Source organism: Bradyrhizobium sp. 18BD (assembly GCF_054185225.1).
The window spans coordinates 79,742-104,509 of the sequence record NZ_JAVAYL010000025.1 but is presented as its reverse complement, the minus strand read 5'-3'; the positions used below and the strand labels follow the sequence as shown (position 1 = coordinate 104,509).

Here is a 24,768-nt window from a genome sequence, read left to right as displayed (position 1 = left end):
GATGAACGAAACAGCTGCGCGCACGAGTGACGAACCGGTCCTGGTCAGGCCGTCACGCGAGAGCGATGTCGAGGCGATGCTGGCGATCTACCGCCATCACGTCCGCAATGGCGTGCCGCGCGACGTCGAGGGAACCGGCGCGCCCGAGCCGGACGACTTACGCGACCGCCGCAAGAACCTGAAGCAGACCCGCCTGCCGCATCTGGTCGCGACCTGGCGCGGCGAGGTCGTCGGCTATTCCTATGCGGTGCTGTTCCGCAAGCGCCCGGCCTATCGCTACACGGCCAAGCACTCGATCTATGTCCACCACGAGCATCTCGGCCGTGGGGTCGGGCGGATCCTGCTCCAGGACCTGATCGATGCATGTGCGGCGGCCGGCTTCCGCCAGATGATCGGCTATATCGATGCCGACAACGCACCCTCACTGGCGCTGCACGAAAAGTTCGGCTTTACGCGCGCGGGCCTCTTGTGCGGCGTCGCCTATCGCCACGGCCGCTGGTCCGACACCGTCATGGTGCAGCGTTCGCTCGGCGCCGGCGTCACGGCGCCGCCGCCTGTCACCGCGCCAGGGCGGTAGAACTCAAGATGGAAAGTCAGCCGGCCTGACGTGAATGCGGTCGGCATGCAGCGACCAGTGACGCAACGCCTGGTCCTTGCAGAACCTCGCCTTCGCCCGCTCCGTGGCCTCGGTCTCGTCGGCCGCGTCGATCTCGAGCGTACCCTGGCAGACCTCGATCTGCCGGCCGTACTCGCCAAGCACGTCCTTCATGAACCTGACGACATAAGTAGACATGGGACCTCCTGCTGCCCCGGCGGACGGCACTCTAATCTCATTTAGGCCGGACCGGGGAAGGAGATTTTGACGCGGATCAAGGCGGAGGGAGCGATGCGGACAATCCGTTGCGGAACCGGCCGCCTGGGGCTAAAGGCGGAAGGCCAGCCGCACGCCTTGAGGATTTCCCCTTGCACTTTGTCTCCGATACCGAAGTCACGAAAGTTCTGACCTTTCAGATCCTCGTTGCAGCCCTGGAAGCGGCGCATCGCCGGCCGAAGATGGAGGTGCTGGACGCCTTCCTCGGCGACGAGAAAGGGCAATACGTCATCCGCAGCGCCGTCGATCCCGGCCGGTACATGGCGAGCAAGATGTTCACCAGCTTCCCGACCAACCTCGCGGAAGGGAAGATGCCGGCGGTGCAGGCCGTATGCGTGCTGTTCGACGGCACCAACGGAAAGCCGCTGGCGGCGATGGACGGGACCGAGATCACGCATTGGCGCACCGCCGCCGATTCCGCGCTCGGCACGAAGCTGCTCGCCCCGCCCAATCCCGAGACGCTGCTCTGCGCTGGTGCCGGCGAGATGTCCGAATGGCTGATCCGGGGCCATCGCACCGTGCGGCCGTCGCTCAAGCGTGTGCTGATCTGGAATCGAAGCCCGGAACGCGCCGAGGAACTCGTCCAGCGTCTGACGAAGGACGGCGTCAAGGCGGAGACGATCACGGATCTCGACGCGGCGACGCGCGAGGCTGATGTCATCACTGCCTGCACCCGGGCGCATCAACCGCTGATCAAGGGTCGCAATTTGCGGCCGGGCACGCATCTGGACCTCGTCGGCGGCTACACGCCGCAAACCCGCGAGGCCGATGATGACGCAGCAAGGATGTCGCGTGTGTTCGTCGACATGCGGGAATCCGCCTTCCACGGCGTCGGCGATATCCTGCAGCCGATCGCGAGCGGTGCGATCAGCGAGACAGACGTCCTCGGCGACCACTACGATCTCGCCAGCGGTCGCGTACAGGGGCGCACCTCACCGTCCGACATCACCTTCTTCAAGAACGCGGGCGGCGGTCATCTCGACCTCATGACGTGCGAGGCCGTGTTCCAGCAGCTTGGCGCGAAGCTGGGGTAGGCGCCCTACCCCCGGCGTCAGCCGTCACGTCTTGATGTCGAGGAGCGTGTCTGTCGTTTCCGCGTAGGCCCGGATGACCTTCGCGTTGGCGATGAAGCTGTACTTTGCGGTCTCCAGCTCAACGAATTCGCCGACGAGGTCGACATTCGGCGCGGCAACCAGGCCATCCTGGTTGGCGAAGGGAGCGCCGGGATCGTATTGGGCGGTAAAGCTCGGGGACACCGTCGACACGGTCGCGGCCGTACCGCCCGGCGTCGAGACCTGATCGACCCGCAACGGCACATAGGCCGCGGGAAATGTCGGAGCAATGCCCGAGCCGGCCGTCGTGCCCGATCCGCCCGATGAGGGTAGCGGGCCGGTCGTGTTGGCATTGGCGATGTTGCTCGCGGCCACGCTCACGCGCAGGCTCGCTGCAGAAAGTCCTGAAGTCGCGATCGAGAGTATGCTCATGCTCCCTGATCTACAGGACAAGTCATACGCCTTCATTCACGCCATCGGTAAAATCCGCCGCTTTCTGTTTTGATCCTCGTAACCAGCGATCGGAGCACGATCCGACGTCGCGCTCCCTACCCCGGCATCACGCCAAAGGCCTGCTTGAAGCGCTCGGCATAGCGCGGCCAGACCTCAGGGTTGATGATGCGCGGCGGCCGCTTGCCGTCGAGCGTATCGAGCACCTGCTCGGCAGCGATGCGGCCCATGTTCTGGCGCGCCTCGATGGTGACGCCTGCGGTGTGCGGGCTCGCCAGTACGTTGTCGAACTGGAGCAGCGGATGCTCCGGCGGCGGCGGCTCCTTCGACCAGACGTCGAGGCCGGCACCGGCGATGCGCTTGTCGCGCAGGGCCTGGAGCAGCGCGTCCTCGTCGTGGATGAAGCCGCGCGCCGTGGTGATGAAATACGCATGCGGCTGCATCAGCGCGAACTCGCGCGTGCTGATCATGTTGCGGCTGCGTTTGTCGAGCGGGCAGGAAATCGAGACAAAATCAGCACGGCGCAGCAGTTCGTCGAGCTCAACCTTCTCCCCGCCCCGCTCGGCCATGACTTCGGCCGTGAGGTACGGATCGTAGGCCAGCACCTTCATGCCGAACAGGCTCTTGCACAGGGCGGCGATACGGCGGCCGACATTGCCGAGGCCGATGATGCCGACGGTCTTGTGCTCGATCTCGTTGCCGACGAGATCGTTGCGGTTGACGTTGGCCTCCCGGCGGAGCCTGCGGTCGGACTGGATGATGCGCTTGGACAGCGTCAGCATCATCGCCAGCGCGTGCTCGGCAACCGAATGGGCGTTGCCGCCAGACTGGTTGACGACCAGCACGCCCGCCTCGGTGCAGGCCTCGACGTCGACGGGGTCGAAGCCCGCGCCGTTGCTGGAGACCAGCAGCAGGTTCGGCGTGCGCTTGAGCAAGGCAGCGTCGACATGGAAATGCGGCGCCAGTTCGTCGCGGGCCGCGCCGATCTGGTAGACATGGGCCGCGCTCAGGATCGGCGCGTAGAAGTCCTCAGGACTCTCGTTCTCGATGCGATCGAGCCGCACGTCCGGCCGCGCCTTCATGATGTCGATATAGATCGGATTGGCCAGATATTTGACGTAGAAGACGCGCTTGTTGTTGACGGACATCAGGACCCTTCCGGCTCTCTCGCGGAGACCCGCAAGGCCGCCGCAACCCGCGCCCCGTCCATGCGTCCCTCCCGTTTTCTCGTTGTCGCCGCTTATGACATGGCGGTGCCGGCCACGGCAGGCCGTCTGGCGCAGATCACGGTGCCGGCCCGGACATGTTGACAATCCCGTCCGCTCCGTCAAGTTCGGCAGATCGCCGCGACGGACCAAGAAGAAGCATGCGCGGCATGAGGGAGAGCGCGATGGCGATTGCGGAACAGCCCGCCTCGGCGGGACAGGCGTCCAGCGACAAGAGCTGGCACAGCATCGTCCTGCAGACCCTGAAGCGGAACGAGATCAGCCTCATCCCTTACGTGCCCGACCGGGTGCTGACGCCGCTGATCAAGAACCTGCACGCCGATCCCTTCTTCACCACCTTCGCCACCGCCCGCGAGGAAGAGGCCGTCGGCATCGTCTCCGGCGCCTGGATGGGCGGACGGCGCGGCGCGGTGCTGATGCAGACCTCCGGCTTTGCCACGCTCGCCAACGTGCTCGCCTCGCTGGCGGTGCCCTACCAAATCCCGCTGATCATGTTCGTGTCCGAACGCGGCACGCTCGGCGAGTTCAATTACGGCCAGTCGCTGGTGTGCCGCACCATGCGCCCGGTGCTGGACTCGCTGGCGCTGGAGCACCACACCATCACCCGGCTGGACGAGCTCGAATTCATCGCCGACCGCTCGATCAAGCAGGCCGTCACCACGCAGGCGCCGGTGGCGCTGATCCTCAACCCGCTGCTCACCGGCGGCAAGACCTTCGACAAGTGAGCGCCGCCATGAATACGCGCAACACCAAGGTGATGAACCGGTTCGATGTGACCTCGCGCCTGATCGCAAAGCTCAAGCACGAGGAAGCCGTGATCGGCGGCATCGGCAACACCAATTTCGATCTCTGGGCCGCCGGCCACCGTCCGCAGAATTTCTACATGCTCGGCAGCATGGGCCTCGCCTTCCCGATCGCGCTCGGCGTGGCGCTGGCACAGCCCGATCGCCGCGTCTTCGCGCTCGAAGGCGATGGCTCGCTGCTGATGCAGCTCGGCGCGCTCTCGACGATCGCGACATTGAAGCCGAAGAACCTGATCATGATCGTGATGGACAACGGCATCTACCAGATTACCGGCGCGCAGCCGACGCCGGCTGCAAGTGTCGCCGACATCGTCGGTATCGCCACCGCGTCGGGGCTCGCCAACAGCACCTGGGCCGCGGACGAGGAGGATTTCGAGCGCCTGGTCGACGAGGCCATGGCCGCCTCGGAGCCGAGCCTGATCGCCGTCCGCATCGACGACAAGCCGGGCGTCGGCACCACCCGGCGCGATCCGGTCCAGATCCGGGAACGCTTCATGCACGGCCTCGGCGTGCGCGAGCCACTTTAACGCTTCGTCATTAACTACACGACGATCTGATCCCGCCTCCGCGACAGGCTGCTGCAAATCCGTGCTATGGGCACCGGATGTCCATTTTCGTTCGGTCTTTTGCCTGGCTGCTCGCCGCCGCCGTGACCTTCGCAACCCTCGGGCCCCCGGGCCTGCGGCCCCATTCCGACCTCGGTCAGGACGGCGAGCACGCGCTTGCCTTCATTCTGGTGGGGCTGGCCTTCGGCCTCGCCTATCGCAACCGGCGCTGGGTCGTCGCCGCCATCGCGGTGGCGCTGATCGGCGCGCTCGAGTTGATGCAGTTCCTGGCACCCGGCCGGCATGCGCGGCTGGAGGATTTTCTGGTCGATGCCGGCACCGCCTGCATCGGCTTTGCGCTCGCGGCGATCGCCGATTGGGTGATGACGCGCGTCCGCACCAATTCGGCCCTCACAAGCTAAGGCCCCGCGGAGCGATGCTCCGCAGGGCCCAGTTCTTCAAAGCCTGCGCTCTGATCGATCAGTCGATGATCCTGACGACCCGGCGCGTGCGCGGCTCGACGATCACGCGGCGATCGTTCACGACCGCATAGCGATACTCGGTGTAGTTCGGCACCGGGCGCAGCACCACGGTCGGAGGCAGCGGCTCGCCGACCACGACACGCTCGTGGATCACGACGGAATCATCGCGCGGGATTCCGCCCAGCACCGCATTCGGAATTTCCAATCCGGCGCCGACGGCCGCACCGACGGTACCGCCGACCATTGCGCCGATCGGGCCGCCGATGTCGCCACCCGCGCGTGCGCCGTCCCTGGCGCCCTGTTCGGTCGTCGACTGAGCAAAGGCTGCACTCGACGCCAGCAGCGAGGCGGCAGCCAACGAAATCGCAAGACGGGTCTTCATATCCACACTCTCCAGTGTTGTTGTGCGCCATCAACCGCGGGGCGGGAGCATTGTTCCCGTTCCCCCGCGATGAAACTCACATCAAATCGGAGACTGTTACCCCGTAACAGTTCAGGCCGCGGCGATCTCGTGACCGGCCATCAGTTCCAGCGCCCGCACCATTGCCGAGTGATCCCAGGCCTTGCCGCCATGCGCGGTGCAGGACGAGAACAATTGCTGCGCCACCGCCGTGCTCGGCAGCGACAGGCCGAGCGCACGCGCACCTTCGAGCGCGAGGTTGAGATCCTTCTGATGCAGCTCGATGCGGAAGCCGGGATCGAAATTGCGCTTCACCATGCGCTCGCCATGCACCTCGAGAATGCGCGAGGAGGCAAAGCCGCCCATCAGCGCCTTGCGCACCAGCGCAGGGTTGGCCCCCGCCTTGGACGCGAACAGCAGCGCCTCGCTCACCGCCTCGATCGTCAGCGCGACGATGATCTGGTTGGCGACCTTGGTCGTCTGACCGTCGCCATTGGCACCGACATGGGTGACGTTCTTGCCCATTTTGTCGAAGACCGGCTTCATGGTGCCAAAGGCGCGCTCGGGCCCGCCCACCATGATGGTGAGGCTCGCCGCCTTGGCGCCGACCTCGCCGCCCGACACCGGCGCATCGAGATAGTCCGCACCCAGCGCCTCGATCTTCTTCGCGAACTCTTTCGTCGCCAGCGGCGAGATCGAGCTCATGTCGACCACGATCTTGCCCTTAGAGATGCCGCTCGCGACACCGTCCTTGCCGAACAGCACGGCTTCCACGTGCGGCGTATCCGGCACCATGATGATGACGGCATCCGCCTCCTCGGCGACCTCCCTGGCCGACTTGCAGGCAACGCCGCCCGCCTTGACCAGATCCGGCGGGACCGGCGCGACGTCGTGTAGGAGAACACGATGGCCCGCGGTCAGAAGATGGCCGGCCATCGGCCGTCCCATGGTGCCAAGTCCGATAAAGCCGATGTCGATCATGTCACTCGTTCCTCAGGTCTCGAAGGTTTGCGCGGCGTGCCAGGACAGGCCTTCCAGCGTCGTGGTGCGCGGCTTGTATTCGCAGCCGATCCAGCCGCGATAGCCGATCGCGTCGAGATGGCGGAACAGGAAGGGGTAGTTGATCTCGCCGGTGCCCGGCTCGTGGCGACCGGGATTGTCGGCGAGCTGGATATGGGCGATCTGCGGCAGATATTCCTGCATGGTGCGGGCGAGATCGCCCTCCATGATCTGCATGTGATAGATGTCGTACTGGACGAACAGATTGTTCGACCGCACCTCGGAGACGAGCTGCACCGCCTGCTCGGTGCCGTTGAGGTAGAAGCCGGGAATGTCGAGCGTGTTGATCGGCTCGACCAGCAGCTTGATGTTCTCCCGCGCCAGCGTCGAGGCGGCGAAGCGCAGGTTTCCGACCAGCGTCTCCTGAAGCTCGCGCGGATCGGCATCGACGGGCGCGATGCCGACGAGGCAGTTGAGCTGGTCGCAATCGAGCGCCTTGGCATAGTCGATGGCGCGGAACACGCCATCGCGGAATTCGGCCGTGCGATCGGGCAGGATCGCGATGCCGCGCTCGCCGCCGGCCCAGTTGCCGGCGGGGAGATTGTGCAGCACCTGCGTCAGGCCATGGGCCTCAAGCTGCTCGCGGAGCTGCGCCTTGTCGAAATCATAGGGGAAGAGATATTCGACCCCGGAGAAGCCGGCCGACTTCGCCGCAGCGAAGCGGTCGAGAAACGGCATTTCGTTGAAGAGCATGGTGAGGTTGGCGGCGAATTTCGGCATGATGCTCTCCCCTATTCAGCCGGCTGCAGCACGCCGGGCTTCCTGGTCCCGACCTCGTCGAGTGGCAGATCCAGCACCTCCTCGAACTCGACGATGTTGTCGATCTCGGTCCCCATCGCGATGTTGGTGACGCGTTCGAGGATGAATTCGACGACGACGGGCACGCGGTACTTGGCCATCAGCTCACGCGCTGTCGTGAACGCCGCCTGGGTGTCCTTGGGATCGGTGACGCGGATCGCCTTGCAGCCGAGGCCTTCGGCCACCGTGACATGGTCGACGCCGTAGACGCCGATCTCCGGTGCGTTGATGTTCTCGAACGAGAGCTGGACGTGATAGTCCATGTCGAAGCCGCGCTGGGCCTGGCGGATCAGGCCGAGATAGGAATTGTTCACGACGACGTGGATGTAGGGCAGATTGAACTGCGCCCCGACTGCGAGCTCCTCGATCAGGAACTGGAAATCGTAGTCACCGGAGAGCGCGACGATCTCGCGATCCGGGCACGCGGCACGCACGCCGAGCGCGGCGGGCAGCGTCCAGCCGAGCGGGCCCGCCTGCCCGGCATTGATCCAGTTGCGCGGCTTGTAGACGCCCAGGAACTGCGCGCCGGCGATCTGCGACAGGCCGATCACCGTGACATAGGTGGTGTCGCGGCCGAACGCCTTGTTCATCTCCTCATAGACGCGCTGCGGCTTGATCGGGACGTTGTCGAAATGGCTCTTGCGCAGCATGGTCTTCTTGCGATCGCGGCAGGCCGCGGGCCACGCCTGGCGCTCGCGAAGCCTGCCTGACCGGCGCCACTCCCTGGCGACGGCGACGAAAAGCTCGAGCGCGGCCTTGGCGTCCGAGACGATGCCGAGATCGGGGTTGAACACGCGCCCGATCTGGGTCGGCTCGATGTCGACGTGCACGAAGGTGCGGCCCTTGGTGTAGGTCTCGACCGAGCCGGTGTGACGGTTGGCCCAGCGATTGCCGATGCCGAGCACGAAATCGGATTCCAGCAGCGTGGCGTTGCCATAGCGGTGGCTGGTCTGAAGACCGACCATGCCGGCCATCAGCACGTGATCGTCGGGGATCGCGCCCCATCCCATCAGCGTCGGGACGACGGGCACGTTGGCGATCTCGGCGAACTCGACCAGCAGGTCCGACGCATCGGCGTTGATGATGCCGCCGCCCGCGACGATCAGCGGCCGCTCGGCGGCGTTGAGCATCTCCAGCGCCTTCTCGACCTGCTTGCGGGTCGCCGTCGGCTTGTAGACCGGCAGCGGCTCATAGGTCTCGTCGTCGAACTCGATCTCGGCGAGCTGCACGTCGAGCGGCATGTCGATCAGCACCGGCCCCGGCCGGCCCGACCGCATCACATGAAACGCCTGGCTGAACACGCGCGGCACCAGCGCCGGCTCACGCACCGTCACCGCCCATTTGGTCACGGGCTTTGCGATCGACTCGATGTCGACCGCCTGGAAGTCCTCCTTGTAGAGCCGCGCCCGCGGCGCCTGCCCGGTGATGCAGAGGATCGGAATGGAATCGGCGATGGCCGAATAGAGCCCGGTGATCATGTCGGTGCCGGCCGGCCCCGAGGTTCCGATGCACACGCCGATATTGCTGGCCTTGGCCCGCGTATAGCCCTCGGCCATGTGCGATGCGCCTTCGACATGGCGCGCGAGGATGTGGCGGATCGACCCGCGCTTCTTCAGCGCCGAGTAAAGCGGATTGATCGCAGCCCCGGGAACGCCGAAGGCAGTCGAGATGCCTTCCTTCTCCAGAATTCGCACGGCAGCATCGACAGCGCGCATTTTCGCCATATCGGACCTCGCTTGGGTTGCGTCAGCGAGCGAGATCATCGGGCGCGCAAGAAGCGATCTCAACGAGATCGATTTTATTTTCCACGATGCGGCAGCCGTGGAAAAAACAAGGGTCTCTCAAGCGGTTAAGCCGCGATATCCGTGAAAGCGCCTCACTCGAACAGCGGCGCCAGCTCCATCTGCGGGACCAGCACAAGGCCCTTGTCGGTGATGCGAATTTCCGGAATGACCGATAGCGGAATCAAATTGAAGCCCATGTAGGGGATGGTGCAGCCGGCCTCGGCCCATTCCTTCTTCAGCACCTTGACCTCGTCGGCCACCTCGGTGACGCGCTTTTCGGAGAGCAGGCCGGCGATGGGCAGCGGGACCAGCGCCCTCACCTTTCCGTCGGCGACGACGCAGACGCCGCCCTGCTTCTCCTTGATCGCCGAGATTGCGACCTGCATATCCGGCTCATTGGTTCCGGCGACGATGATATTGTGGCTGTCATGCCCGACGCTGGAGGCGACCGCGCCGCGCTTGAGGCCAAATTCCCTGAGCAGGCCATGGGCGACGTTGCCGGCCGACTTGCCGTGGCGCTCGACCACCGCGACGAAGCAGAGGCCGTAGCGCTCGAACAACGAGGGCCAATCCTTTGCCGGTTCGATCCTGATCTTTTCGTGGATCAGCGTGATGCCGGGCAGCGCGGTCTTGATCGCGTTGACGATGCAGGCCTTCGCCGGAAGCTCCGGCGTCAGCTTCATCGTCTCCGGCAGTTTGACCGTCGCATAGGCCGCCTTGGGATATTGATAGCGCTGCGACAGCGCCTGATCGAGCAGCGGCGTGATCTTGCCGCGCTCGACCACGAGCTCGCCGCCATACCAGGTGCATTGCGGCTTGAGCTGATCGTCCATCAGCACGAGATCGGCACGGCGGCCGCCGCCGAGCCCACCGATATCGCCCTCCATGCCGAAGCGCGTGGCACCATGCAGCGAGCCCATCGACCAGGCCTGCTCCGGCGACATCCCCGCCTTCACCGCTTCGCGCACCACCCAGTCGAGACCGAACAACAGCAGATCATCGGCGTCGCGATCGTCGGTGCACACGGCGGTGCGCTTGTGGGAGGCCCCGAGCTCGGTGATCGTCCGGATCGCCTGCGGCAACGAATGCCATGGCGTCGTCGGCGGCCCGCCACGCAGGAAGATCCAGACGCCGGCGTCGAGCAGATCGTCGGCGATATCGCGGTCTATCGCCTCGTGGGTGTCCGTGACGCCGGAGGCCGCATAGGCCGCGACGAATTCGCGGCCGTAGATATGGCCGGACACCGGGCGCCCGCGCTTCAAGGCCGCGGCGAGGATTGCATGGCTGCGCTCGTCGCCCATCGTGACAGGGACAAAGTCCATCTTCTCACCGAGCGCGACGGCTTCGGGCCAGCGGTCGAACAGACCGGCGATCTTGTCGGGCGTGAGATCGCCGCCCGCCGTCTCCAGCGCGGCCGATGTCGCCGGCACCGTACTCGGCACGGTCAGGAAGATCGAGAGCGGCGCCTCGCGCGCGTCCTCCAGCATCGCCTCGACACCGGCGACGTCCATGACGTTGCCGATCTCGTGGCTGTCGCAGAAGATCGTGGTGGTGCCGTTGAGCAGGGCCGCCTCGGCATAGGCGCAGGCCGTCACCATCGAGGATTCGATGTGGATGTGCGGATCAACCAGGCCTGGCGCGATGATGCCGCCGGCTGCGTCATACAACGACACGCCACTCCAGACCTTCTTCGCCGCTCCGGCCGGCTTCACCGCGGCAATGCGGCCGCCGGTGATCCAGACCTCGCGGTTCCCATGGATGCGCTCCGAATAGGTCGAGAGCACCCGCGCGCCGGTGATGACGAGTTCCGGCGCGAGACGCGCCGAGGCGACGTCGGCCAGGCGCCGCGTCATGCTGTGCAGCGGCGCGACGGCAAAACGGGTGAGCTTGGTCATGGGAACCCTCGCTTGGCGTTACGGCCGAACGAGTGTTACGCCCTGCGCCAGACCGGGCAAACTCAAATATAACGGCACGCCCTGCTTACGCCTTAGGCGCCGAACCGCCTGCCGCCCTCGACCTTGGACGTCTGCGCGACTTCTGTGCTGTCGGCGGCGATGCGGCGGCCTTGACCCTGATCCGCACCGACCGCCCGTTTGTATCATCGATCTCAAATGAGTTCGTCTTTCGGACGAGGTCGCTCAGCTTGCGGAAACCGAAAGTTCTTGGATCGAAATCGGAAGCCAGGTTGGCGAGCCGCTGCCCGAGTTCACGGAGCGCGACCCAACCGTCCTCGGTTTCCATCTGGGTGATCACCTTCTTGATGATCGGCGTGGCCGCATCGGGCGGCTGAAGCGGCGCAGACTTCGAGGAGGCATCCTGGGTGGTCGCGGTACCCGCGAGCAGGTTCTCGGTATAGACGAACCTTCGGCAAGCCTGCCTGAAGCTTTCCGGTGTCTTCTGCTCGCCGAACCCAAAGACATCGACGCCCTGCTCCCGGATGCGGGCGGCTAGACGGGTAAAGTCGCTATCGGATGACACCAGGCAAAAGCCATCGAACCGGCCGCTGTGAAGCAGGTCCATTGCGTCAATGACCAGCGTTATGTCCGATGCATTCTTTCCCGTCGTGTAGGCGAACTGCTGTTGCGGGATGATCGCATGCTTCGACAGGATATCGGCCCACCCCCTGGACCGCGCGTTGGAGAAATCGCCGTAGATGCGACGCACGCTGGCCTCGCCGATCTTGGCAATCTCCTCGAACAGCCCATCCGCGATTTTTGCGGAGGCATTGTCCGCGTCGATCAGGACGGCGAGACGAGGCGAGCGAAGTTCCGACGGCATGGCGTTTCCCCACAAGATGAACGCAGCATCGGAAGATGCGTGCGCCAGGACGGCTAATCCTCGTTCGCCTTGAACCGCCCCAGCCCCTTTAGCACGAACGGCGCCAGCAGCGCGATCAGCGCGAGCGCGAGCAGCGTCGCCGAGATCGGGCTCTGGAGCAGAGTCATGGGATCGCCGAGACTGATCGCGAGCGCGCGTCGCAACTGGCTCTCGGCGATCGGCCCGAGGATCAGGCCGACGACAACGGGCGCGATCGGAAAATCGAACCGGCGCATCAGGAAGCCGAGCACGCCGAAACCGGCCAACATCGACAATTCCACCACCGACGGCTTTGCCGCGATGGTGCCCATGGTCGCGAACACGAGGATGCCGGCATAGAGCCAGGGCTGCGGGATCGCGAGCAGCCGCACCCACAGGCCGACCAACGGCAGGTTGAGCACCAGCAGCATGCAGTTGGCGATGAAGAGGCTGGCGATCAGACCCCAGACCAGATCAGGCCGCTCGGCGAACAGCAGCGGCCCCGGGTTGAGGCCGTATTGCTGGAAGCCCGCCAGCATCATCGCGGCGGTTGCCGAGGTCGGCAGGCCCAGCGTCAACAGCGGCACCAGCGTGCCGGCAGCGGAGGCGTTGTTGGCGGCCTCAGGTCCGGCGACCCCTTCGATCGCGCCCTTGCCGAACTCTTCGGGATGCTTTGTGAGCCGCTTCTCGGTCGAGTAGGACAGGAAGGTCGGGATCTCCGCGCCGCCCGCCGGCAGCGCACCAATCGGAAAGCCGAACATCGTGCCGCGCAGCCACGGCTTCCACGACCGCTTCCAGTCCTCTTTGGTCATCCACAGTGAACCGCGCACCGGCTCGAGCTTTTCCTCGGTGTGGTGGCGCCGCGAAGCGACATAGAGCGCCTCGCCCACCGCGAACAGGCCGACCGCCAGCGTCGTCACCTCGACGCCATCGAGCAGCTCAGGCACGCCGAACGCGAGCCGTGCCTGCCCGGTCAGCTTGTCGATGCCGACGAGGCCGAGCGTCAGGCCGATGAACAGGCTGGTCAGGCCGCGGATCGGGGAATCACCGAACGTCGCCGACACCGTGACGAAGGCGACGCACATCAGCGCGAAGTAATCCTCGGGGCCGAAGCGCACGGCGAAATCGACCAGCCACGGCGCCAGAAAGGCGAGCCCGATGGTGGCGATGGTGCCGGCGACGAAGGAGCCGATCGCGGAGGTCGCCAGCGCCGGGCCGCCGCGGCCGGCCTTGGCCATCTTGTTACCCTCGAGCGCAGTCGCCATCGAGGCGCTCTCGCCGGGTGTGTTAATGAGAATCGCGGTGGTCGATCCGCCATACATGCCGCCGTAATAGATGCCCGCGAACATGATCAGCGAGCCGCCGGGATCGAGCTTGTAGGTGACCGGTAGCAGCAGCGCGACCGTCAGCGCCGGGCCGATGCCGGGCAGCACGCCCACGGCGGTGCCGAGGAATACGCCGATCAGCGCATAAAGCAGGTTCATCGGCTGGATGGCGACCGCCATGCCGTGGGCCAGCGCCGCAAAAGTGTCCATCACAGCAGTCGCTCCAGCGGGCCGGTCGGAAGGCTGAGCGTGAGCAGCCGGTCAAATGCGAGGTAGATGAGCGTCGACATCACGAGCGCGATGATGCTGTCGACCATGATGGCACGGCGCCCGAACGCCGCCGACGTCGTCACGAACAGCGCCGACGTCGCCAGGATGAAGCCGCCGCCGAAGCCGATGATGGCGATCAGAAGTGCGAGGCCAACGAGGATCAGAAACACCGGCACCGGATCGGCGCTCTCGCGCTCCGGCAGATTCCCGCGCAACGCATCGATGAAATTGCCGATCGCCAGCAGCGCAAGGCCGCATGCGACCACCACCGGCATCGCCTCCGGCCCCATGCCGTACATCGCGGTCGATTGCAAGCCGCGCGCGTCCCAGACCAGCACCGCGGCGAGGCCCGCCAGCAATGCAGCGATGACGATGCCGGCGCGATCGACGCGCCGCGGCGGCTGGGCGGGATCGCCTGAGGTCATGACTTGACGAGGCCGACCGACTTCAGCACGTCAGTGACGCGCACGGTTTCCTTCTTCAGGAAGTCGGCGAAGGCGTCGCCGCCGAGATAGGCATCCTCCCAGCCCTTCTGCTTGAGGATCTCCTTCCAGGCGTCAGACTTCACCATCTTCTCGACCGCATCGCTCAGCGTCTTCTTCTGCTCGGGCGTGATGCCGGGAGGCGCGACCACCGAACGCCAGTTGGCGATCACGAGGTCGATGCCTTGCTCCCTAAAGGTCGGGATATCGCTGCCCGCGATGCGCTTCTCCGAAGTCACGCCGATCGCGCGCAGCTTGCCGGACTTGATCTGGCCTTCATATTCGCTCAGCCCCGAAATGCCTGCGGTGACCTTGCCGCCGAGGATCGCGGCGAGCGACTCGCCGCCGCCGGAGAACGGGATGTAGTTGATCTTCTTCGCATCGGCGCCGACCGCGCCCGCAAACAGCGCCGCCATCACATGGTCGACGCCACCGGCCGAACCGCCTGCGAAGGTGACCTTGGCGATATCGGCCTTCACCGCCGCGGCGAGGTCCTGCGCGTTCTTGATGGGCGAATTCGCGGGCACGACGATCACCTGGATTTCCTCGGTGAGGCGCGCGATCGGGGTCACCTGCTCGAGCGTGACGGGCGACTTGTTCATGGCGAGCGCGCCCACCATGACGAAGCCGTTGACCATCAGCTGGTTGCCGTCGCCCTTGGCGCCGTTGACGAACTGGGCGATGCCGACGCTGCCGCCCGCGCCGGGAACGTTGGTGACTTGCACGCTGCGCGCCACGCCGGAAGCCACCAGCGCCTGCTGCATCGAGCGCGCGGTCTGGTCCCAGCCGCCGCCCGGAGCCGCCGGCGCCATCAGCTTGAGCTCGAGCTGCTGGGCAAAGGCAGGCGTCGCGGCCGCAAGGGTCAGCGCGACAGCTGCGCCGACAAGGCGCGCGGGAAATTGAAACATCGGGGTATTCTCCAGGCTCGTGCGGACGTGTTGATCGTTTGCCGCATTGTGTCGTTTGGTCGCATATCAGCCAAAACGACCTATGCTGTCCAGCGACAGCGGCTGGTTCCTGGTCAGCCGGATTTTGGCAGCACACCGCCGAGTGCGAGCGTCAGCTCGCCGGCGACTTCGCGCACGATCTGGCCGATTTCAGGCAATCTGTCGTCGGTCAGGCGGCTGGTCATGCCGGAGACGGAGATCGCCGCCAGCGGCTCGGCGCAGTCGTTGTAGACGACTGCGGCAATACAGCGCAGGCCCATGCAGGCCTCTTCATCGTCGAGCGCAAAACCCTGCTTGCGGATCTTTTCGAGCTCCTTGAACAGGTCGCTCGGCCGCACGATCGATTTCTCGGTCAGGCGCGGCATACCGTGATGGCGGATGACCGCGGCGACCTCCTCGTCGGAGTAAGTCGCGAGCACGGCCTTGCCGACGCCTGATGTCACCATGGCGACGCGGCCGCCGACCTGGGTCAGCGAGCGCATGATCTCGCGGCTCTCCATGCGGGTCAGTACGATGATGAATTCGTCGTCGACCACGGCGAGGTTGGCGGTCTCACGGGTGAGATCGCGCAGCTTCCGCAAGTAAGGAATCGCCTGCGTGGAGAAATTGCGCCGCCGCGCAAAGCTGGCGCCGACCGTGAAGCTGCGCACGCCGACATGCCATTTGGATTCAGCGCGATCGAATTGCACGAAGCGGCGGCTTTCCAGCGTCGCCAGCAGGCGGTGCACGGTCGAGGCCGACAGGCCGGTGCGGACCGCGAGATCGCTGAGGCGATAGCCTTCGTCGTCTTCGGACAGTGTTTCGAGGATCGACAGCGCGCGGTCGACGGACTGTACGCCGCCGTCACGCGCGTCATGGTCGGCCTCCGATGGCGATCGGGGCTCGAGCGATTTGCGCCGGATCACGTTCTTGCTCATCGCGACCTGCATTTGCCAATCAGACAAGACGCGAGCCGCCTCTTCTCCCTCGCCCCGTTCTTACGGGGAGAGGGACGGGGTGAGGGGCTATCTCCGCAGATGCGGTGAGAGTTGGGCTCGCGGAGCCCCCCCTCACCCGAATTGCTGCGCAATTCGACTTCTCCCCGCACGCGGGGAGAGGTGAAGTAACAGCTCAGAGCAACCCTGCCCCGCGCGCCCACTTGTACTTGGCGCCGAGCACCTCGACCGGAAGCTCGGTCGAGTACGCGTAGGCCGGGATGCCGTTCTGGTAGAGATATTCGGCGGCTTCCTCGACCTCGACGTCGCCGGCGAGGGACGCCACGATCGGCTTCACGAAGCCCTTGGCCTCCATCTCCTTCTTCACCTCAACCATGTTGCGGGCGAACACCATCGGCGGCGTGACGATGGTGTGCCAGTAGCCGAGGATCAGCGAGTGGATGCGCTCGTCCGACAGGCCGAGCTTCACCGTGTTGACGTAGGTGATCGGGGGCTCGCCGCCGGTGATATCCACAGGATTTCCGGCCGCGCCGAACGGCGGGATGAACTTGCGGAAGGCCGCATCGAGATCCGGCGGCATCGACATCAGCGACAGGCCGTTGTCGACGCAGGAGTCCGACAGCAGCACGCCCGAGCCGCCGGCACCGGTGATGATCAGCACGTTCTCGCCCTTCGGCGTCGGCAGCACCGGCACGCCGCGGGCGAATTCGAGCAACTGCCGCAGGCTGCGGGCGCGGATCACGCCCGACTGCGCGAGCACGTCCTCGTAGATCTTGTCGTTACCGGCGAGCGCGCCGGTGTGCGACGAGGCCGCCTTCGCGCCGGCCGAGGTGCGGCCGGCCTTGAGCACGACGACCGGCTTCTTCTTGGAGACGCGCTTGGCGGCTTCCGCGAAGGCGCGGCCGTCCTTGAGGTCTTCGCAGTGCTGCGCGATCAGATTCGTGTTCGGGTCCTGTTCGAAGAAGGCGAGCAGATCGTCCTCGTCAATATCGGACTTGTTGCCGAGGCCGACGATCGCCGACACGCCCATCTTCGCCGAGCGCGAGAAGCCGATGATCGCCATGCCGATACCGCCCGACTGCGACGACAGCGCCGCGTGGCCCTTCACGTCATAGGCCGTGCAGAAGGTCGCGCAGAGATTCGCTGGCGTATAATAGAAGCCGTAGATGTTCGGCCCCATCAGGCGGATGTCGTACTTCTTGCCGACCTCGACGATCTCGGCCTGCAGCTCCGGCGCGCCGGCTTCGGCGAAGCCCGACGGAATCAGCACCGCACCCGGGATTTTTTTCTCGCCGCATTCGGTGAGCGCGGCGGCCACGAACTTGGCGGGGATCGCGAACACCGCGGTGTCGATCACACCCGGCACGTCCTTGACGCTCTTGTACGCCTTGTAGCCAAGGATCTCGGCGGCCTTGGGATGGATCGGATAGATCTCGCCCTTGTAGCCGCCGTTGATGAGGTTCTTCATCACGGAGTTGCCGATCTTGCCGTCCTCGGCGGAGGCGCCGACCACGGCTACCGCCTTCGGCTGCATGATGCGGCTCATCGCGGCGACGATCTCTTCGGTCGGACGCGGCTTGGGCTTCGGCTTGTAGGCGAAGTCGACGACGATGCGGACGTCGGCAGCGATCGCGCTCTTCGCCGTCGCGAACACCGGGTTGAGGTCGAGCTCGACGATCTCAGGGAAATCGGTGACGAGCTGCGAGACCTTGACGATGACGTCGGCGAGCGCCGTGCGGTTCACCGGCTCGCCGCCGCGGACGCCCTTCAGGATCTCGTGGGCCTGGATGCCGTCGAGCATCGAGAGCGCGTCTTCCTTGGTCGCGGGCGCCAGGCGGAAGGTGATGTCCTTCAGCACCTCGACCAGCACGCCGCCGAGGCCGAAGGCGACCAGCTTGCCGAACGAGCCGTCGGTGATGGAGCCGACGATGACCTCGGTTCCGCCGGCCAGCATCTGCTGCACCTGGACGCCCTCGATCTTGGCGTCAGACTTATATTTCTTGGCATTGGAGAGGATGGTCTCGTAGGCCTTTTCGGCATCCTCGGCCGTCTTGAGGCCGACGATGACGCCGCCGGCTTCGGTCTTGTGGAGAATGTCCGGCGAGACGATCTTCATCACCACCGGGAAGCCCATCGAGGAGGCCATCTTGCCGGCCTCGCCCGCCGACTTGGCCACACCTTCCTTCGGCACCGGAATGCCGTAGGCGTCGCAGACCAGCTTGCCTTCCGGCGCCGTCAGGCTGGTGCGGTTGTCCGCCTTGACCTGGTCAAGCACTTTGCGGACGACATCTTTGGAATTGGACATGTGGCTTCTCCCTTGACCTCAGTTCGTTCTTTTCAAAGCGCGCGCGTGTTGCGGCTGCCCATGGATGCTTGCCATTCGCCGCGCTCTGTTCCATGTCGCGGACCGGAGTGGCATAAAGCCGAGATTACTCCGCCGCCTTGGATCAAAAATGGCTGGCGATGGCATTTGGTATGCCAGAAGCCAACTTGTCAAGCTGCTGCATGCTTTAGAACGCCGCAAAAAATAGGCAGCTTGACATTCTGGCATGTGGTATGCCAAAAACTTTCCCGTTAATAATCGGGTAAAAGACGACTCCCACTGGAGGAGATTCGTCGTGTCACTGCGGAAACCAACCAAGGCGTTGCCGAATATGGCCGAGGCAGATATCGCAATCGTTCGTATTGCCCCGGAGAGCAGCTTCAAGAACAAGGCGTATGACGCCTTGAAGGAAGCCATCCTCAAGATGGACATCTACTCGACGCCCGAGCCGGTGATGCTCGACGAGCGCGCGTTGTCCGAACGACTGGGCGTCAGCCGCACGCCGATCCGCGAAGCCATCGCGATGCTTGAGCAGGACGGTTTCGTGAAGACCGTGCCGCGCCGCGGCATCATGGTCGTGCGCAGAACCAAGAGCGAGATCGTCGACATGATCCGCGCCTGGGCGGCGCTGGAGAGCATGGCGGCGCGCCTCATCACCACCACCGCGCGCAAGAAGGACATCACGGCGCTGCGCGACTACTTCAAGGACTTTGGCAAGGACCGCCTGCCCGAGGATCACGTCGAGGAATATTCGCGCGCCAACATCGCCTTCCATCAGGCGCTGATCTCGCTGTCGGAATCGCCGGTGCTGGTCGATCTCACCAACGACCTGCTGCTGCACGTGCGCGGCTATCGCCAGCTCACGATCGGACGCAAGGACCGCACCGCGACCTCCCTGCCCGAGCATCTCGGCATAATCGAAGCGCTGGAAGCGCGCGACACCGAGCTCGCCGAGAAGCGCGCCCGCGACCACACCCTTGGCCTTGCCGCTTACGTCGAAGCGCATGGCCAGGAACTGTTCACGTAACTGTTCACCTAGCAACGTTCACCAGAAGGGCGAAAAACTCGCCCCAGTATTGAGACCAGGGAGACAAGGCCCATGCTGAACACCGCGACCAAGTCCGAAGCACCGGGCACCGAGCAGGAACTGACGGATGGCTTCCATCTCGTCATCGACGCGCTCAAGCTGAACGGCATCAACACTATCTATAATGTGCCGGGCATCCCGATCACGGATTTGGGCCGCATGGCGCAAGCCGCCGGCATTCGCGTGATCTCCTTCCGCCACGAGCAGAACGCCGGCTACGCCGCGGGCATCGCCGGCTATCTCACCAAGAAGCCCGGCGTCTGCCTCACGGTTTCCGCGCCCGGCTTCCTCAACGGTCTCACCGCGCTCGCGCACGCGACCACCAACTGCTACCCGATGATCCTGGTCTCGGGCTCCTCCGAGCGCGAGATCGTCGATCTCCAGCAGGGCGACTACGAGGAGATGGACCAGCTCGCGATCGCAAAGCCGCTGTGCAAGGCGGCCTATCGCGTGCTGCACGCCCAGGACATCGGCATCGGTTTCGCCCGCGCCATCCGCGCCGCGGTCTCCGGCCGTCCCGGCGGCGTCTATCTCGACCTGCCGGCAAAGCTGTTCGGTCAGGTGATGAACGCCGATGCCGGCCAGAAGTCGCTGGTCAAGGTGATCGACGCGGCTCCTGCGCAGATCCCCTCGCCCGCTTCGGTCAAGCGCGCGCTCGATGTTCTGAAGAGCGCGAAGCGTCCGCTCATCATCCTCGGCAAGGGCGCGGCCTACGCGCAGGCCGATGAAGAGATCAAGAGCTTCGTTGAGAAGAGCGGCGTGCCGTTCCTGCCGATGAGCATGGCCAAGGGCCTGCTGCCCGACTCGCATCCGCAATGCGCGGGTGCGGCGCGTTCGACGGTGCTGAAGGACTCCGACGTCGTCATGCTGATCGGCGCGCGGCTGAACTGGCTGCTCTCGCACGGCAAGGGCAAGAACTGGGGCGAATCCCCGAAGAAGTTCATCCAGGTCGACATCGAGCCACGTGAGATGGACTCCAACGTCGAGATCGTCGCGCCCGTCGTCGGCGACATCGGCTCGGTCGTCTCCGCCTTCAACCAGGCGATGGGAACGGGCTGGACTGCCCCGCCCGCCGAATGGACCAAGGCCATCGTGACCAAGCGCGACGAGAACGTCGCTAAGATGGCGCCGAAGCTCATGAACAACAAATCGCCGATGGACTATCACGGCGCGCTCGGCGTGCTGAAGAACGCGATCAAGGATCACCCCGAGGCGATCCTCGTCAACGAAGGCGCCAACACGCTCGACCTCGCCCGCGGCGTGATCGACATGTACCGCCCGCGCAAACGTCTCGACGTCGGCACTTGGGGCGTGATGGGCATCGGCATGGGCCAGGCGATCGCCGCCGCGCTCGAGACCGGCCACCCGGTGCTGGCGGTTGAAGGCGACTCGGCCTTCGGCTTCTCCGGCATGGAGGTCGAGACCATCTGCCGCTACAACCTGCCGATCTGCGTCGTCATCTTCAACAATGACGGCATCTATCGCGGCACCGACGTCAACGGCGTCAACGACGATCCGGCAACGACGGTGTTCGTCAAGGGCGCGCGTTACGACAAGATGATGGAAGCCTTCGGCGGCGTCGGCGTGAATGCGACCTCGCCGGACGAGCTGAAGCGCGCCGTCAACGAGGCGATGGCGTCGCGCAAGCCGACGCTCATCAACGCGGTGATCGATCCGGCTGCGGGCTCTGAGAGCGGCCGCATCGGCAACCTCAATCCGCAGAGCGTTCTGCAGAAGAAAAAGTAAGTCCACCCCTTCAACCCTTTATTCCCTGTGGTTCGCAGGGGCAGACAGAGTACGGAGCAATACAATGACCAAAGCGCTCGAGGGCGTTCGCATTCTCGACTTCACCCACGTCCAGTCCGGACCGACCTGCACGCAGCTGCTGGCATGGTTCGGCGCCGACGTGATCAAGGTGGAACGCCCGGGCGTGGGTGACATCACCCGCGGCCAGCTGCAGGACATCCCGAACGTGGACAGCCTGTATTTCACCATGCTCAACCACAACAAGCGCTCGATCACGCTCGACACCAAGAACCCCAAGGGCAAGGAAGTCCTCACGGAGCTGATCAAGAAGTGCGACGTGCTGGTCGAAAATTTCGGCCCCGGCGTGCTCGACCGCATGGGCTTCCCCTGGGAGAAGATCCAGTCGATCAACCCGAAGATGATCGTCGCCTCGATCAAGGGCTTTGGCCCCGGGCCGTACGAAGACTGCAAGGTCTATGAGAACGTCGCGCAGTGCACCGGCGGCGCCGCCTCCACCACCGGCTTCCGCGACGGTCTTCCGCTCGTCACCGGCGCGCAGATCGGCGACAGCGGCACCGGCCTGCATCTGGCGCTCGGCATCGTCACGGCGCTCTACCAGCGCACGCATTCGGGCAAGGGCCAGCGCGTCACGGCTGCAATGCAGGACGGCGTGCTCAACCTCGCCCGCGTCAAGCTGCGCGACCAGCAGCGCCTCGCCCACGGTCCGCTTAGGGAATACAGCCAGTTCGGCGAAGGCATTCCGTTCGGCGATGCCGTGCCGCGTGCCGGCAACGACTCGGGCGGCGGCCAGCCCGGCCGCATCCTGAAGTGCAAGGGTTATGAGACCGACCCCAACGCCTACATCTACTTCATCACCCAGGCTCCGGTCTGGGAGAAGATCTGCGACGTGATCGGCGAGCCCACCTGGAAGACCGATCCGAACTACGCCAAGCCGGCGGCCCGCCTGCCGCGCCTGAACGAGATCTTCGCCCGCATCGAGCAGTGGACGATGACTAAGACCAAGTTCGAGGCGATGGAGATCCTCAACAAGGACGACATCCCGTGTGGACCGATCCTGTCGATGAAGGAAATCGCCGAGGACCAGTCGCTGCGCGCGACCGGCACCGTGGTCGAGGTCGATCACCCCACCCGCGGCAAGTACATCTCGGTCGGCAACCCGATCAAGCTGTCGGACTCCCCGAGCGACGTCACCCGCTCTCCGCTGCTCGGCGAGCATACCGACGAGATCCTGCGCGCGGTGCTCGGCTTCAGCGACCACCAGGTCGCCGATATCCACAAGTCCGGCGCGCTCGACCCGCCGCAGAAGCAGGCCGCTGAGTAAGCGACACTGCCTCGATCAAGACGAAAGGGCCGCCCTCGGGGCGGCCCTTTTTTCGTGAGCAATGCCGTGCAGCCGTAGGCCCAAAGCCAAAAAGTCGAAAAACAACCCCATGCACAGTAGCCAACCCGTTGGCCGCAATGAATATTTCGGATTAATAGAATCGACTTTGACTCGTCGGGCAAAACAGGGGTAGTATGTCATTGCTCGAGAAGTGAACACCGGCCCATTGAAGGGCATCTCGACGCAGAGGCTCGCCACTGCCGCGCGCCGACGACTAGTCAGGTGGCAACCAGCCGGCCTTTTATTGGCGTCGGACAGCCTTTTCGAGGAACCGACGTGGCGGCAGCCAGTTGTTTCTCCAGACCCGATTTCTCCACTCCAGGAACAACGCTCTGTTTCACCGACCCGCGAACGCGGACGGGATGTCAGCGCATTCGCGGACCACACACGTTCAACCAAATCGAGACCGACATGTTGAGAAATCAATCCTCTGATCGCGCCAGGCGTGAAGCCGACAAGGCGTTCAAGCCTGCCAAAACTCAGAAGCCGATGAGCGACTATGCGAGGGCCCAACACTCCCTGCACGAGAACCGCGAGCGGCTGAAAGCGGAACGACTGGCCCGCGAGGCCAAGAAGGACCGCGAAGCATAAGATAGACGCGCCCTAGAGCATCGACAGCACGACGACGCCGTCTTCGAGCTGTCCCGAATCCATCCGCGCTCGCGCGATGCGCTCGAATTCCGTCCTGTATTTCTGAAGATAGCTGAAGGCCTGCTTCTGCGTCGCAAAGGTGGTCGCCAGCCGGCACATCTGTCGGCCCGCGCCGAGCGCAAGAAAGAAGGTGATGGTGCCACCATCGTCCGATTTGACTCTAGGCACGATCCGCACTCCCTGGCATGTGACGGGCCCTCTTCCGTCGTTCGTCAGCGATGTCGACGTCGGCTATTGCGGCGGCCTTCTCTTGCGCTTGGTGACGCTCGGTGCCGGCAGCGACGCCTGAATTGTAGCGTCGGCCGCTTCCCTGGCTTCGCGCAACTCGCGAAGCCTCGCCATGTTCTTGCGAATATCGACAGCCTGCCTTTCGGCATCCGCCATCGCGCGCGCGCCTTCTTCAACAGCCAACCGCTGACGGCTGGAGCGCGCGATGCTTTCGGGTGACGGTTCGGCCGGTTTTCTGGCGCTCATCTTTCACCCCTTCGGCAACGGACAAAACCCGCTCAATCCGGGGATCGAGCGGGTCGCATGGCCGTTTCAGTACATCCGTGAAACGGCACTGGAGGACTTAGGCCAGCGAGAGATTCTCAGCGCTGACCTTGCCCCGCATCTTGTCGGTCTTGGCCTCGAAGTTGACCTTTTGGCCCTCGGCGAGACCCGCAAGACCAGCCCGCTCGACCGCGCTGATGTGAACAAACACATCATTGCCGCCGTCGTCGGGCTGAATGAATCCAAAGCCCTTCTGACCGTTGAACCACTTCACAGTACCTGTCGTCATTTTTCTTCTCCAAGGCGCACAGACGCGCATTCCGCATGACGCTCACGCAGAACAGATCAATTCGTCGATGTCTCTGGAAAAAGGAGCCCGCAGGCGCATTCAACAAGGCACAGCGGCTGAACGAACAACCGTAAGGTATACCTCACCATCGAAATTAGCAAGGCTACAGCAGGATTTAATCGCGCCCGCTGCTTCTACGGAACCTTGGCGGGTTTGAGGACTGAAACTCAAGTCGTCCAGTGCAAGGCGGACGAGCCTTCGCGAGCGCTGTTTGACGTGTGCTGTCGGGGCGCGTCACATCGACAAATGCACCCGCGCGACCATGTCGGATCGACGTCATCGCGCAGCTGCCATATCCGATCCAATCATCCCTACGCACGCGGCTGTCGCGCAGTCCTGGTCGACCATGGCAGCCTCAACCAAAGGAGCCACCGGTGCAGGTTTTCGTTCGCGACAACAATGTCGATCAAGCCCTACGCGTATTGAAGAAAAAGATGCAGCGCGAAAGGCGTCTTCAAGGAGATGCGGCGCGCACGGTTCTGCGCAAGCAAGC

26 protein-coding genes and 1 pseudogene are annotated in these 24,768 nt (G+C 64.5%); 10 read left to right on the top strand and 17 right to left on the bottom strand.

The window, feature by feature from the left end; translation table 11 throughout:
- Position 1: 1 nt before the first annotated feature.
- Positions 2 to 577 carry an N-acetyltransferase family protein gene (locus RAD16_RS34615; RefSeq protein ID WP_458162328.1) on the top strand — a complete coding sequence of 192 codons (576 nt, stop codon included), beginning with the start codon at positions 2 to 4 and terminating at the stop codon, positions 575 to 577.
- Between the two features lie 3 nt (positions 578 to 580).
- Here RAD16_RS34615 and RAD16_RS34610 read toward each other — a convergent pair whose 3' ends face one another.
- Positions 581 to 793 (bottom strand): hypothetical protein, encoded by a 213-nt coding sequence (locus tag RAD16_RS34610; RefSeq protein WP_458162327.1) that lies wholly within the window; start codon positions 791 to 793, stop codon positions 581 to 583.
- Between the two features lie 170 nt (positions 794 to 963).
- Between RAD16_RS34610 and RAD16_RS34605 the strand changes: the two genes are divergently transcribed.
- Complete coding sequence (locus RAD16_RS34605; RefSeq protein WP_458162326.1) at positions 964 to 1,905, top strand: ornithine cyclodeaminase family protein; 942 nt, start codon at positions 964 to 966, stop codon at positions 1,903 to 1,905.
- Between the two features lie 24 nt (positions 1,906 to 1,929).
- On the opposite strand, the gene RAD16_RS34600 is transcribed toward RAD16_RS34605, so the two are convergent.
- Together RAD16_RS34600 and RAD16_RS34595 are read right to left on the bottom strand one after the other, a co-directional pair.
- A complete protein-coding gene (locus RAD16_RS34600; protein WP_458162325.1) occupies positions 1,930 to 2,355 on the bottom strand; it encodes a flagellar basal body rod protein FlgC in 426 nt (141 codons plus the stop codon).
- 116 nt (positions 2,356 to 2,471) lie between these two features.
- Complete coding sequence (locus RAD16_RS34595; protein ID WP_458162324.1) at positions 2,472 to 3,521, bottom strand: hydroxyacid dehydrogenase; 1,050 nt, start codon at positions 3,519 to 3,521, stop codon at positions 2,472 to 2,474.
- A gap of 242 nt (positions 3,522 to 3,763) precedes the next feature.
- Here RAD16_RS34595 and RAD16_RS34590 point away from each other — a divergent pair, with 242 nt between their 5' ends.
- The 3 genes from RAD16_RS34590 to RAD16_RS34580 all read left to right on the top strand — a co-directional run bounded on the left by RAD16_RS34590 (position 3,764) and on the right by RAD16_RS34580 (position 5,369).
- On the top strand, positions 3,764 to 4,324 hold the full coding sequence (locus tag RAD16_RS34590) for a thiamine pyrophosphate-binding protein (RefSeq protein WP_458162323.1): 561 nt from the start codon (positions 3,764 to 3,766) through the stop codon (positions 4,322 to 4,324).
- 8 nt (positions 4,325 to 4,332) lie between these two features.
- A complete protein-coding gene (locus RAD16_RS34585) occupies positions 4,333 to 4,929 on the top strand; it encodes a thiamine pyrophosphate-dependent enzyme (protein ID WP_458162322.1) in 597 nt (198 codons plus the stop codon).
- 77 nt (positions 4,930 to 5,006) lie between these two features.
- The gene (locus RAD16_RS34580; protein WP_458162321.1) at positions 5,007 to 5,369 is read left to right on the top strand and encodes a VanZ family protein; all 363 of its coding nucleotides are present in this window, start codon (positions 5,007 to 5,009) and stop codon (positions 5,367 to 5,369) included.
- A gap of 58 nt (positions 5,370 to 5,427) precedes the next feature.
- On the opposite strand, the gene RAD16_RS34575 is transcribed toward RAD16_RS34580, so the two are convergent.
- The 11 genes from RAD16_RS34575 to RAD16_RS34525 form a co-directional block, all read right to left on the bottom strand.
- The gene (locus RAD16_RS34575; protein WP_458162319.1) at positions 5,428 to 5,811 is read right to left on the bottom strand and encodes a DUF1236 domain-containing protein; all 384 of its coding nucleotides are present in this window, start codon (positions 5,809 to 5,811) and stop codon (positions 5,428 to 5,430) included.
- 111 nt (positions 5,812 to 5,922) lie between these two features.
- On the bottom strand, positions 5,923 to 6,810 hold the full coding sequence (locus RAD16_RS34570; RefSeq protein WP_458162318.1) for a 2-hydroxy-3-oxopropionate reductase: 888 nt from the start codon (positions 6,808 to 6,810) through the stop codon (positions 5,923 to 5,925).
- Between the two features lie 12 nt (positions 6,811 to 6,822).
- Entirely contained in the window at positions 6,823 to 7,608 is a 786-nt protein-coding gene (gene hyi / locus RAD16_RS34565) for a hydroxypyruvate isomerase (protein WP_458162316.1), read from the bottom strand.
- An 11-nt stretch (positions 7,609 to 7,619) separates the two neighbouring features.
- Entirely contained in the window at positions 7,620 to 9,410 is a 1,791-nt protein-coding gene (gene gcl / locus RAD16_RS34560) for a glyoxylate carboligase (RefSeq protein ID WP_458162315.1), read from the bottom strand.
- Between the two features lie 152 nt (positions 9,411 to 9,562).
- Positions 9,563 to 11,365, bottom strand: a complete 1,803-nt coding sequence (locus RAD16_RS34555) for an adenine deaminase C-terminal domain-containing protein (RefSeq protein WP_458162313.1) — start codon at positions 11,363 to 11,365, stop codon at positions 9,563 to 9,565.
- 85 nt (positions 11,366 to 11,450) lie between these two features.
- On the bottom strand, positions 11,451 to 12,248 hold the full coding sequence (locus tag RAD16_RS34550; RefSeq protein WP_458162312.1) for an NYN domain-containing protein: 798 nt from the start codon (positions 12,246 to 12,248) through the stop codon (positions 11,451 to 11,453).
- A 53-nt stretch (positions 12,249 to 12,301) separates the two neighbouring features.
- Positions 12,302 to 13,801: a tripartite tricarboxylate transporter permease gene (locus RAD16_RS34545; RefSeq protein ID WP_458162311.1), complete on the bottom strand. Its 1,500-nt coding sequence runs from the start codon at positions 13,799 to 13,801 to the stop codon at positions 12,302 to 12,304.
- The gene (locus tag RAD16_RS34540) at positions 13,801 to 14,286 is read right to left on the bottom strand and encodes a tripartite tricarboxylate transporter TctB family protein (RefSeq protein WP_458162310.1); all 486 of its coding nucleotides are present in this window, start codon (positions 14,284 to 14,286) and stop codon (positions 13,801 to 13,803) included. Before RAD16_RS34540 ends, RAD16_RS34545 begins: the two co-directional genes overlap by 1 nt.
- The gene (locus RAD16_RS34535; RefSeq protein WP_458162309.1) at positions 14,283 to 15,251 is read right to left on the bottom strand and encodes a Bug family tripartite tricarboxylate transporter substrate binding protein; all 969 of its coding nucleotides are present in this window, start codon (positions 15,249 to 15,251) and stop codon (positions 14,283 to 14,285) included. The genes RAD16_RS34540 and RAD16_RS34535 overlap by 4 nt, the downstream gene beginning before the upstream one ends.
- Before the next feature lie 113 nt (positions 15,252 to 15,364).
- The gene (locus tag RAD16_RS34530) at positions 15,365 to 16,207 is read right to left on the bottom strand and encodes an IclR family transcriptional regulator (protein ID WP_458162356.1); all 843 of its coding nucleotides are present in this window, start codon (positions 16,205 to 16,207) and stop codon (positions 15,365 to 15,367) included.
- A 193-nt stretch (positions 16,208 to 16,400) separates the two neighbouring features.
- Positions 16,401 to 18,530 carry an acetate--CoA ligase family protein gene (locus RAD16_RS34525; RefSeq protein ID WP_458162308.1) on the bottom strand — a complete coding sequence of 710 codons (2,130 nt, stop codon included), beginning with the start codon at positions 18,528 to 18,530 and terminating at the stop codon, positions 16,401 to 16,403.
- A 349-nt stretch (positions 18,531 to 18,879) separates the two neighbouring features.
- Here RAD16_RS34525 and RAD16_RS34520 point away from each other — a divergent pair, with 349 nt between their 5' ends.
- The 4 genes from RAD16_RS34520 to RAD16_RS34505 all read left to right on the top strand — a co-directional run bounded on the left by RAD16_RS34520 (position 18,880) and on the right by RAD16_RS34505 (position 23,374).
- Positions 18,880 to 19,575 (top strand): GntR family transcriptional regulator, encoded by a 696-nt coding sequence (locus RAD16_RS34520; protein WP_157282741.1) that lies wholly within the window; start codon positions 18,880 to 18,882, stop codon positions 19,573 to 19,575.
- A 72-nt stretch (positions 19,576 to 19,647) separates the two neighbouring features.
- Positions 19,648 to 21,381, top strand: coding sequence for an oxalyl-CoA decarboxylase (gene oxc / locus RAD16_RS34515; RefSeq protein WP_458162307.1), 1,734 nt, complete (start codon positions 19,648 to 19,650; stop codon positions 21,379 to 21,381).
- Between the two features lie 64 nt (positions 21,382 to 21,445).
- Positions 21,446 to 22,723 (top strand): formyl-CoA transferase, encoded by a 1,278-nt coding sequence (gene frc, locus RAD16_RS34510; RefSeq protein WP_458162306.1) that lies wholly within the window; start codon positions 21,446 to 21,448, stop codon positions 22,721 to 22,723.
- Between the two features lie 471 nt (positions 22,724 to 23,194).
- The gene (locus RAD16_RS34505) at positions 23,195 to 23,374 is read left to right on the top strand and encodes a hypothetical protein (protein WP_458162355.1); all 180 of its coding nucleotides are present in this window, start codon (positions 23,195 to 23,197) and stop codon (positions 23,372 to 23,374) included.
- A 12-nt stretch (positions 23,375 to 23,386) separates the two neighbouring features.
- Here RAD16_RS34505 and RAD16_RS34500 read toward each other — a convergent pair whose 3' ends face one another.
- From RAD16_RS34500 to RAD16_RS34490, 3 genes are all read right to left on the bottom strand, one after another.
- Complete coding sequence (locus RAD16_RS34500; RefSeq protein WP_458162305.1) at positions 23,387 to 23,611, bottom strand: hypothetical protein; 225 nt, start codon at positions 23,609 to 23,611, stop codon at positions 23,387 to 23,389.
- 54 nt (positions 23,612 to 23,665) lie between these two features.
- Positions 23,666 to 23,908 (bottom strand): transcriptional regulator, encoded by a 243-nt coding sequence (locus RAD16_RS34495; protein WP_458162304.1) that lies wholly within the window; start codon positions 23,906 to 23,908, stop codon positions 23,666 to 23,668.
- A gap of 97 nt (positions 23,909 to 24,005) precedes the next feature.
- A complete protein-coding gene (locus tag RAD16_RS34490) occupies positions 24,006 to 24,215 on the bottom strand; it encodes a cold-shock protein (RefSeq protein ID WP_026201564.1) in 210 nt (69 codons plus the stop codon).
- Between the two features lie 434 nt (positions 24,216 to 24,649).
- Here RAD16_RS34490 and RAD16_RS34485 point away from each other — a divergent pair.
- Positions 24,650 to 24,725: pseudogene (locus RAD16_RS34485) on the top strand (30S ribosomal protein S21); the annotation flags it as partial.
- Between the last annotated feature and the right edge of the window lie 43 nt (positions 24,726 to 24,768).

What these genes read in the sequence shown, in the direction of transcription:
- RAD16_RS34615 (WP_458162328.1), top strand. Translation starts at nt 2, where the DNA reads ATGAACGAAACAGCTGCGCGCACGAGTGACGAACCGGTCCTGGTCAGG.
- RAD16_RS34610 (WP_458162327.1), bottom strand. Translation starts at nt 793, where the DNA reads ATGTCTACTTATGTCGTCAGGTTCATGAAGGACGTGCTTGGCGAGTAC.
- RAD16_RS34600 (WP_458162325.1), bottom strand. Translation starts at nt 2,355, where the DNA reads ATGAGCATACTCTCGATCGCGACTTCAGGACTTTCTGCAGCGAGCCTG.
- RAD16_RS34595 (WP_458162324.1), bottom strand. Translation starts at nt 3,521, where the DNA reads ATGTCCGTCAACAACAAGCGCGTCTTCTACGTCAAATATCTGGCCAAT.
- RAD16_RS34590 (WP_458162323.1), top strand. Translation starts at nt 3,764, where the DNA reads ATGGCGATTGCGGAACAGCCCGCCTCGGCGGGACAGGCGTCCAGCGAC.
- RAD16_RS34585 (WP_458162322.1), top strand. Translation starts at nt 4,333, where the DNA reads ATGAATACGCGCAACACCAAGGTGATGAACCGGTTCGATGTGACCTCG.
- RAD16_RS34580 (WP_458162321.1), top strand. Translation starts at nt 5,007, where the DNA reads ATGTCCATTTTCGTTCGGTCTTTTGCCTGGCTGCTCGCCGCCGCCGTG.
- RAD16_RS34575 (WP_458162319.1), bottom strand. Translation starts at nt 5,811, where the DNA reads ATGAAGACCCGTCTTGCGATTTCGTTGGCTGCCGCCTCGCTGCTGGCG.
- RAD16_RS34570 (WP_458162318.1), bottom strand. Translation starts at nt 6,810, where the DNA reads ATGATCGACATCGGCTTTATCGGACTTGGCACCATGGGACGGCCGATG.
- hyi (WP_458162316.1), bottom strand. Translation starts at nt 7,608, where the DNA reads ATGCCGAAATTCGCCGCCAACCTCACCATGCTCTTCAACGAAATGCCG.
- gcl (WP_458162315.1), bottom strand. Translation starts at nt 9,410, where the DNA reads ATGGCGAAAATGCGCGCTGTCGATGCTGCCGTGCGAATTCTGGAGAAG.
- RAD16_RS34555 (WP_458162313.1), bottom strand. Translation starts at nt 11,365, where the DNA reads ATGACCAAGCTCACCCGTTTTGCCGTCGCGCCGCTGCACAGCATGACG.
- RAD16_RS34550 (WP_458162312.1), bottom strand. Translation starts at nt 12,248, where the DNA reads ATGCCGTCGGAACTTCGCTCGCCTCGTCTCGCCGTCCTGATCGACGCG.
- RAD16_RS34545 (WP_458162311.1), bottom strand. Translation starts at nt 13,801, where the DNA reads ATGGACACTTTTGCGGCGCTGGCCCACGGCATGGCGGTCGCCATCCAG.
- RAD16_RS34540 (WP_458162310.1), bottom strand. Translation starts at nt 14,286, where the DNA reads ATGACCTCAGGCGATCCCGCCCAGCCGCCGCGGCGCGTCGATCGCGCC.
- RAD16_RS34535 (WP_458162309.1), bottom strand. Translation starts at nt 15,251, where the DNA reads ATGTTTCAATTTCCCGCGCGCCTTGTCGGCGCAGCTGTCGCGCTGACC.
- RAD16_RS34530 (WP_458162356.1), bottom strand. Translation starts at nt 16,207, where the DNA reads ATGAGCAAGAACGTGATCCGGCGCAAATCGCTCGAGCCCCGATCGCCA.
- RAD16_RS34525 (WP_458162308.1), bottom strand. Translation starts at nt 18,530, where the DNA reads ATGTCCAATTCCAAAGATGTCGTCCGCAAAGTGCTTGACCAGGTCAAG.
- RAD16_RS34520 (WP_157282741.1), top strand. Translation starts at nt 18,880, where the DNA reads ATGGCCGAGGCAGATATCGCAATCGTTCGTATTGCCCCGGAGAGCAGC.
- oxc (WP_458162307.1), top strand. Translation starts at nt 19,648, where the DNA reads ATGCTGAACACCGCGACCAAGTCCGAAGCACCGGGCACCGAGCAGGAA.
- frc (WP_458162306.1), top strand. Translation starts at nt 21,446, where the DNA reads ATGACCAAAGCGCTCGAGGGCGTTCGCATTCTCGACTTCACCCACGTC.
- RAD16_RS34505 (WP_458162355.1), top strand. Translation starts at nt 23,195, where the DNA reads ATGTTGAGAAATCAATCCTCTGATCGCGCCAGGCGTGAAGCCGACAAG.
- RAD16_RS34495 (WP_458162304.1), bottom strand. Translation starts at nt 23,908, where the DNA reads ATGAGCGCCAGAAAACCGGCCGAACCGTCACCCGAAAGCATCGCGCGC.
- RAD16_RS34490 (WP_026201564.1), bottom strand. Translation starts at nt 24,215, where the DNA reads ATGACGACAGGTACTGTGAAGTGGTTCAACGGTCAGAAGGGCTTTGGA.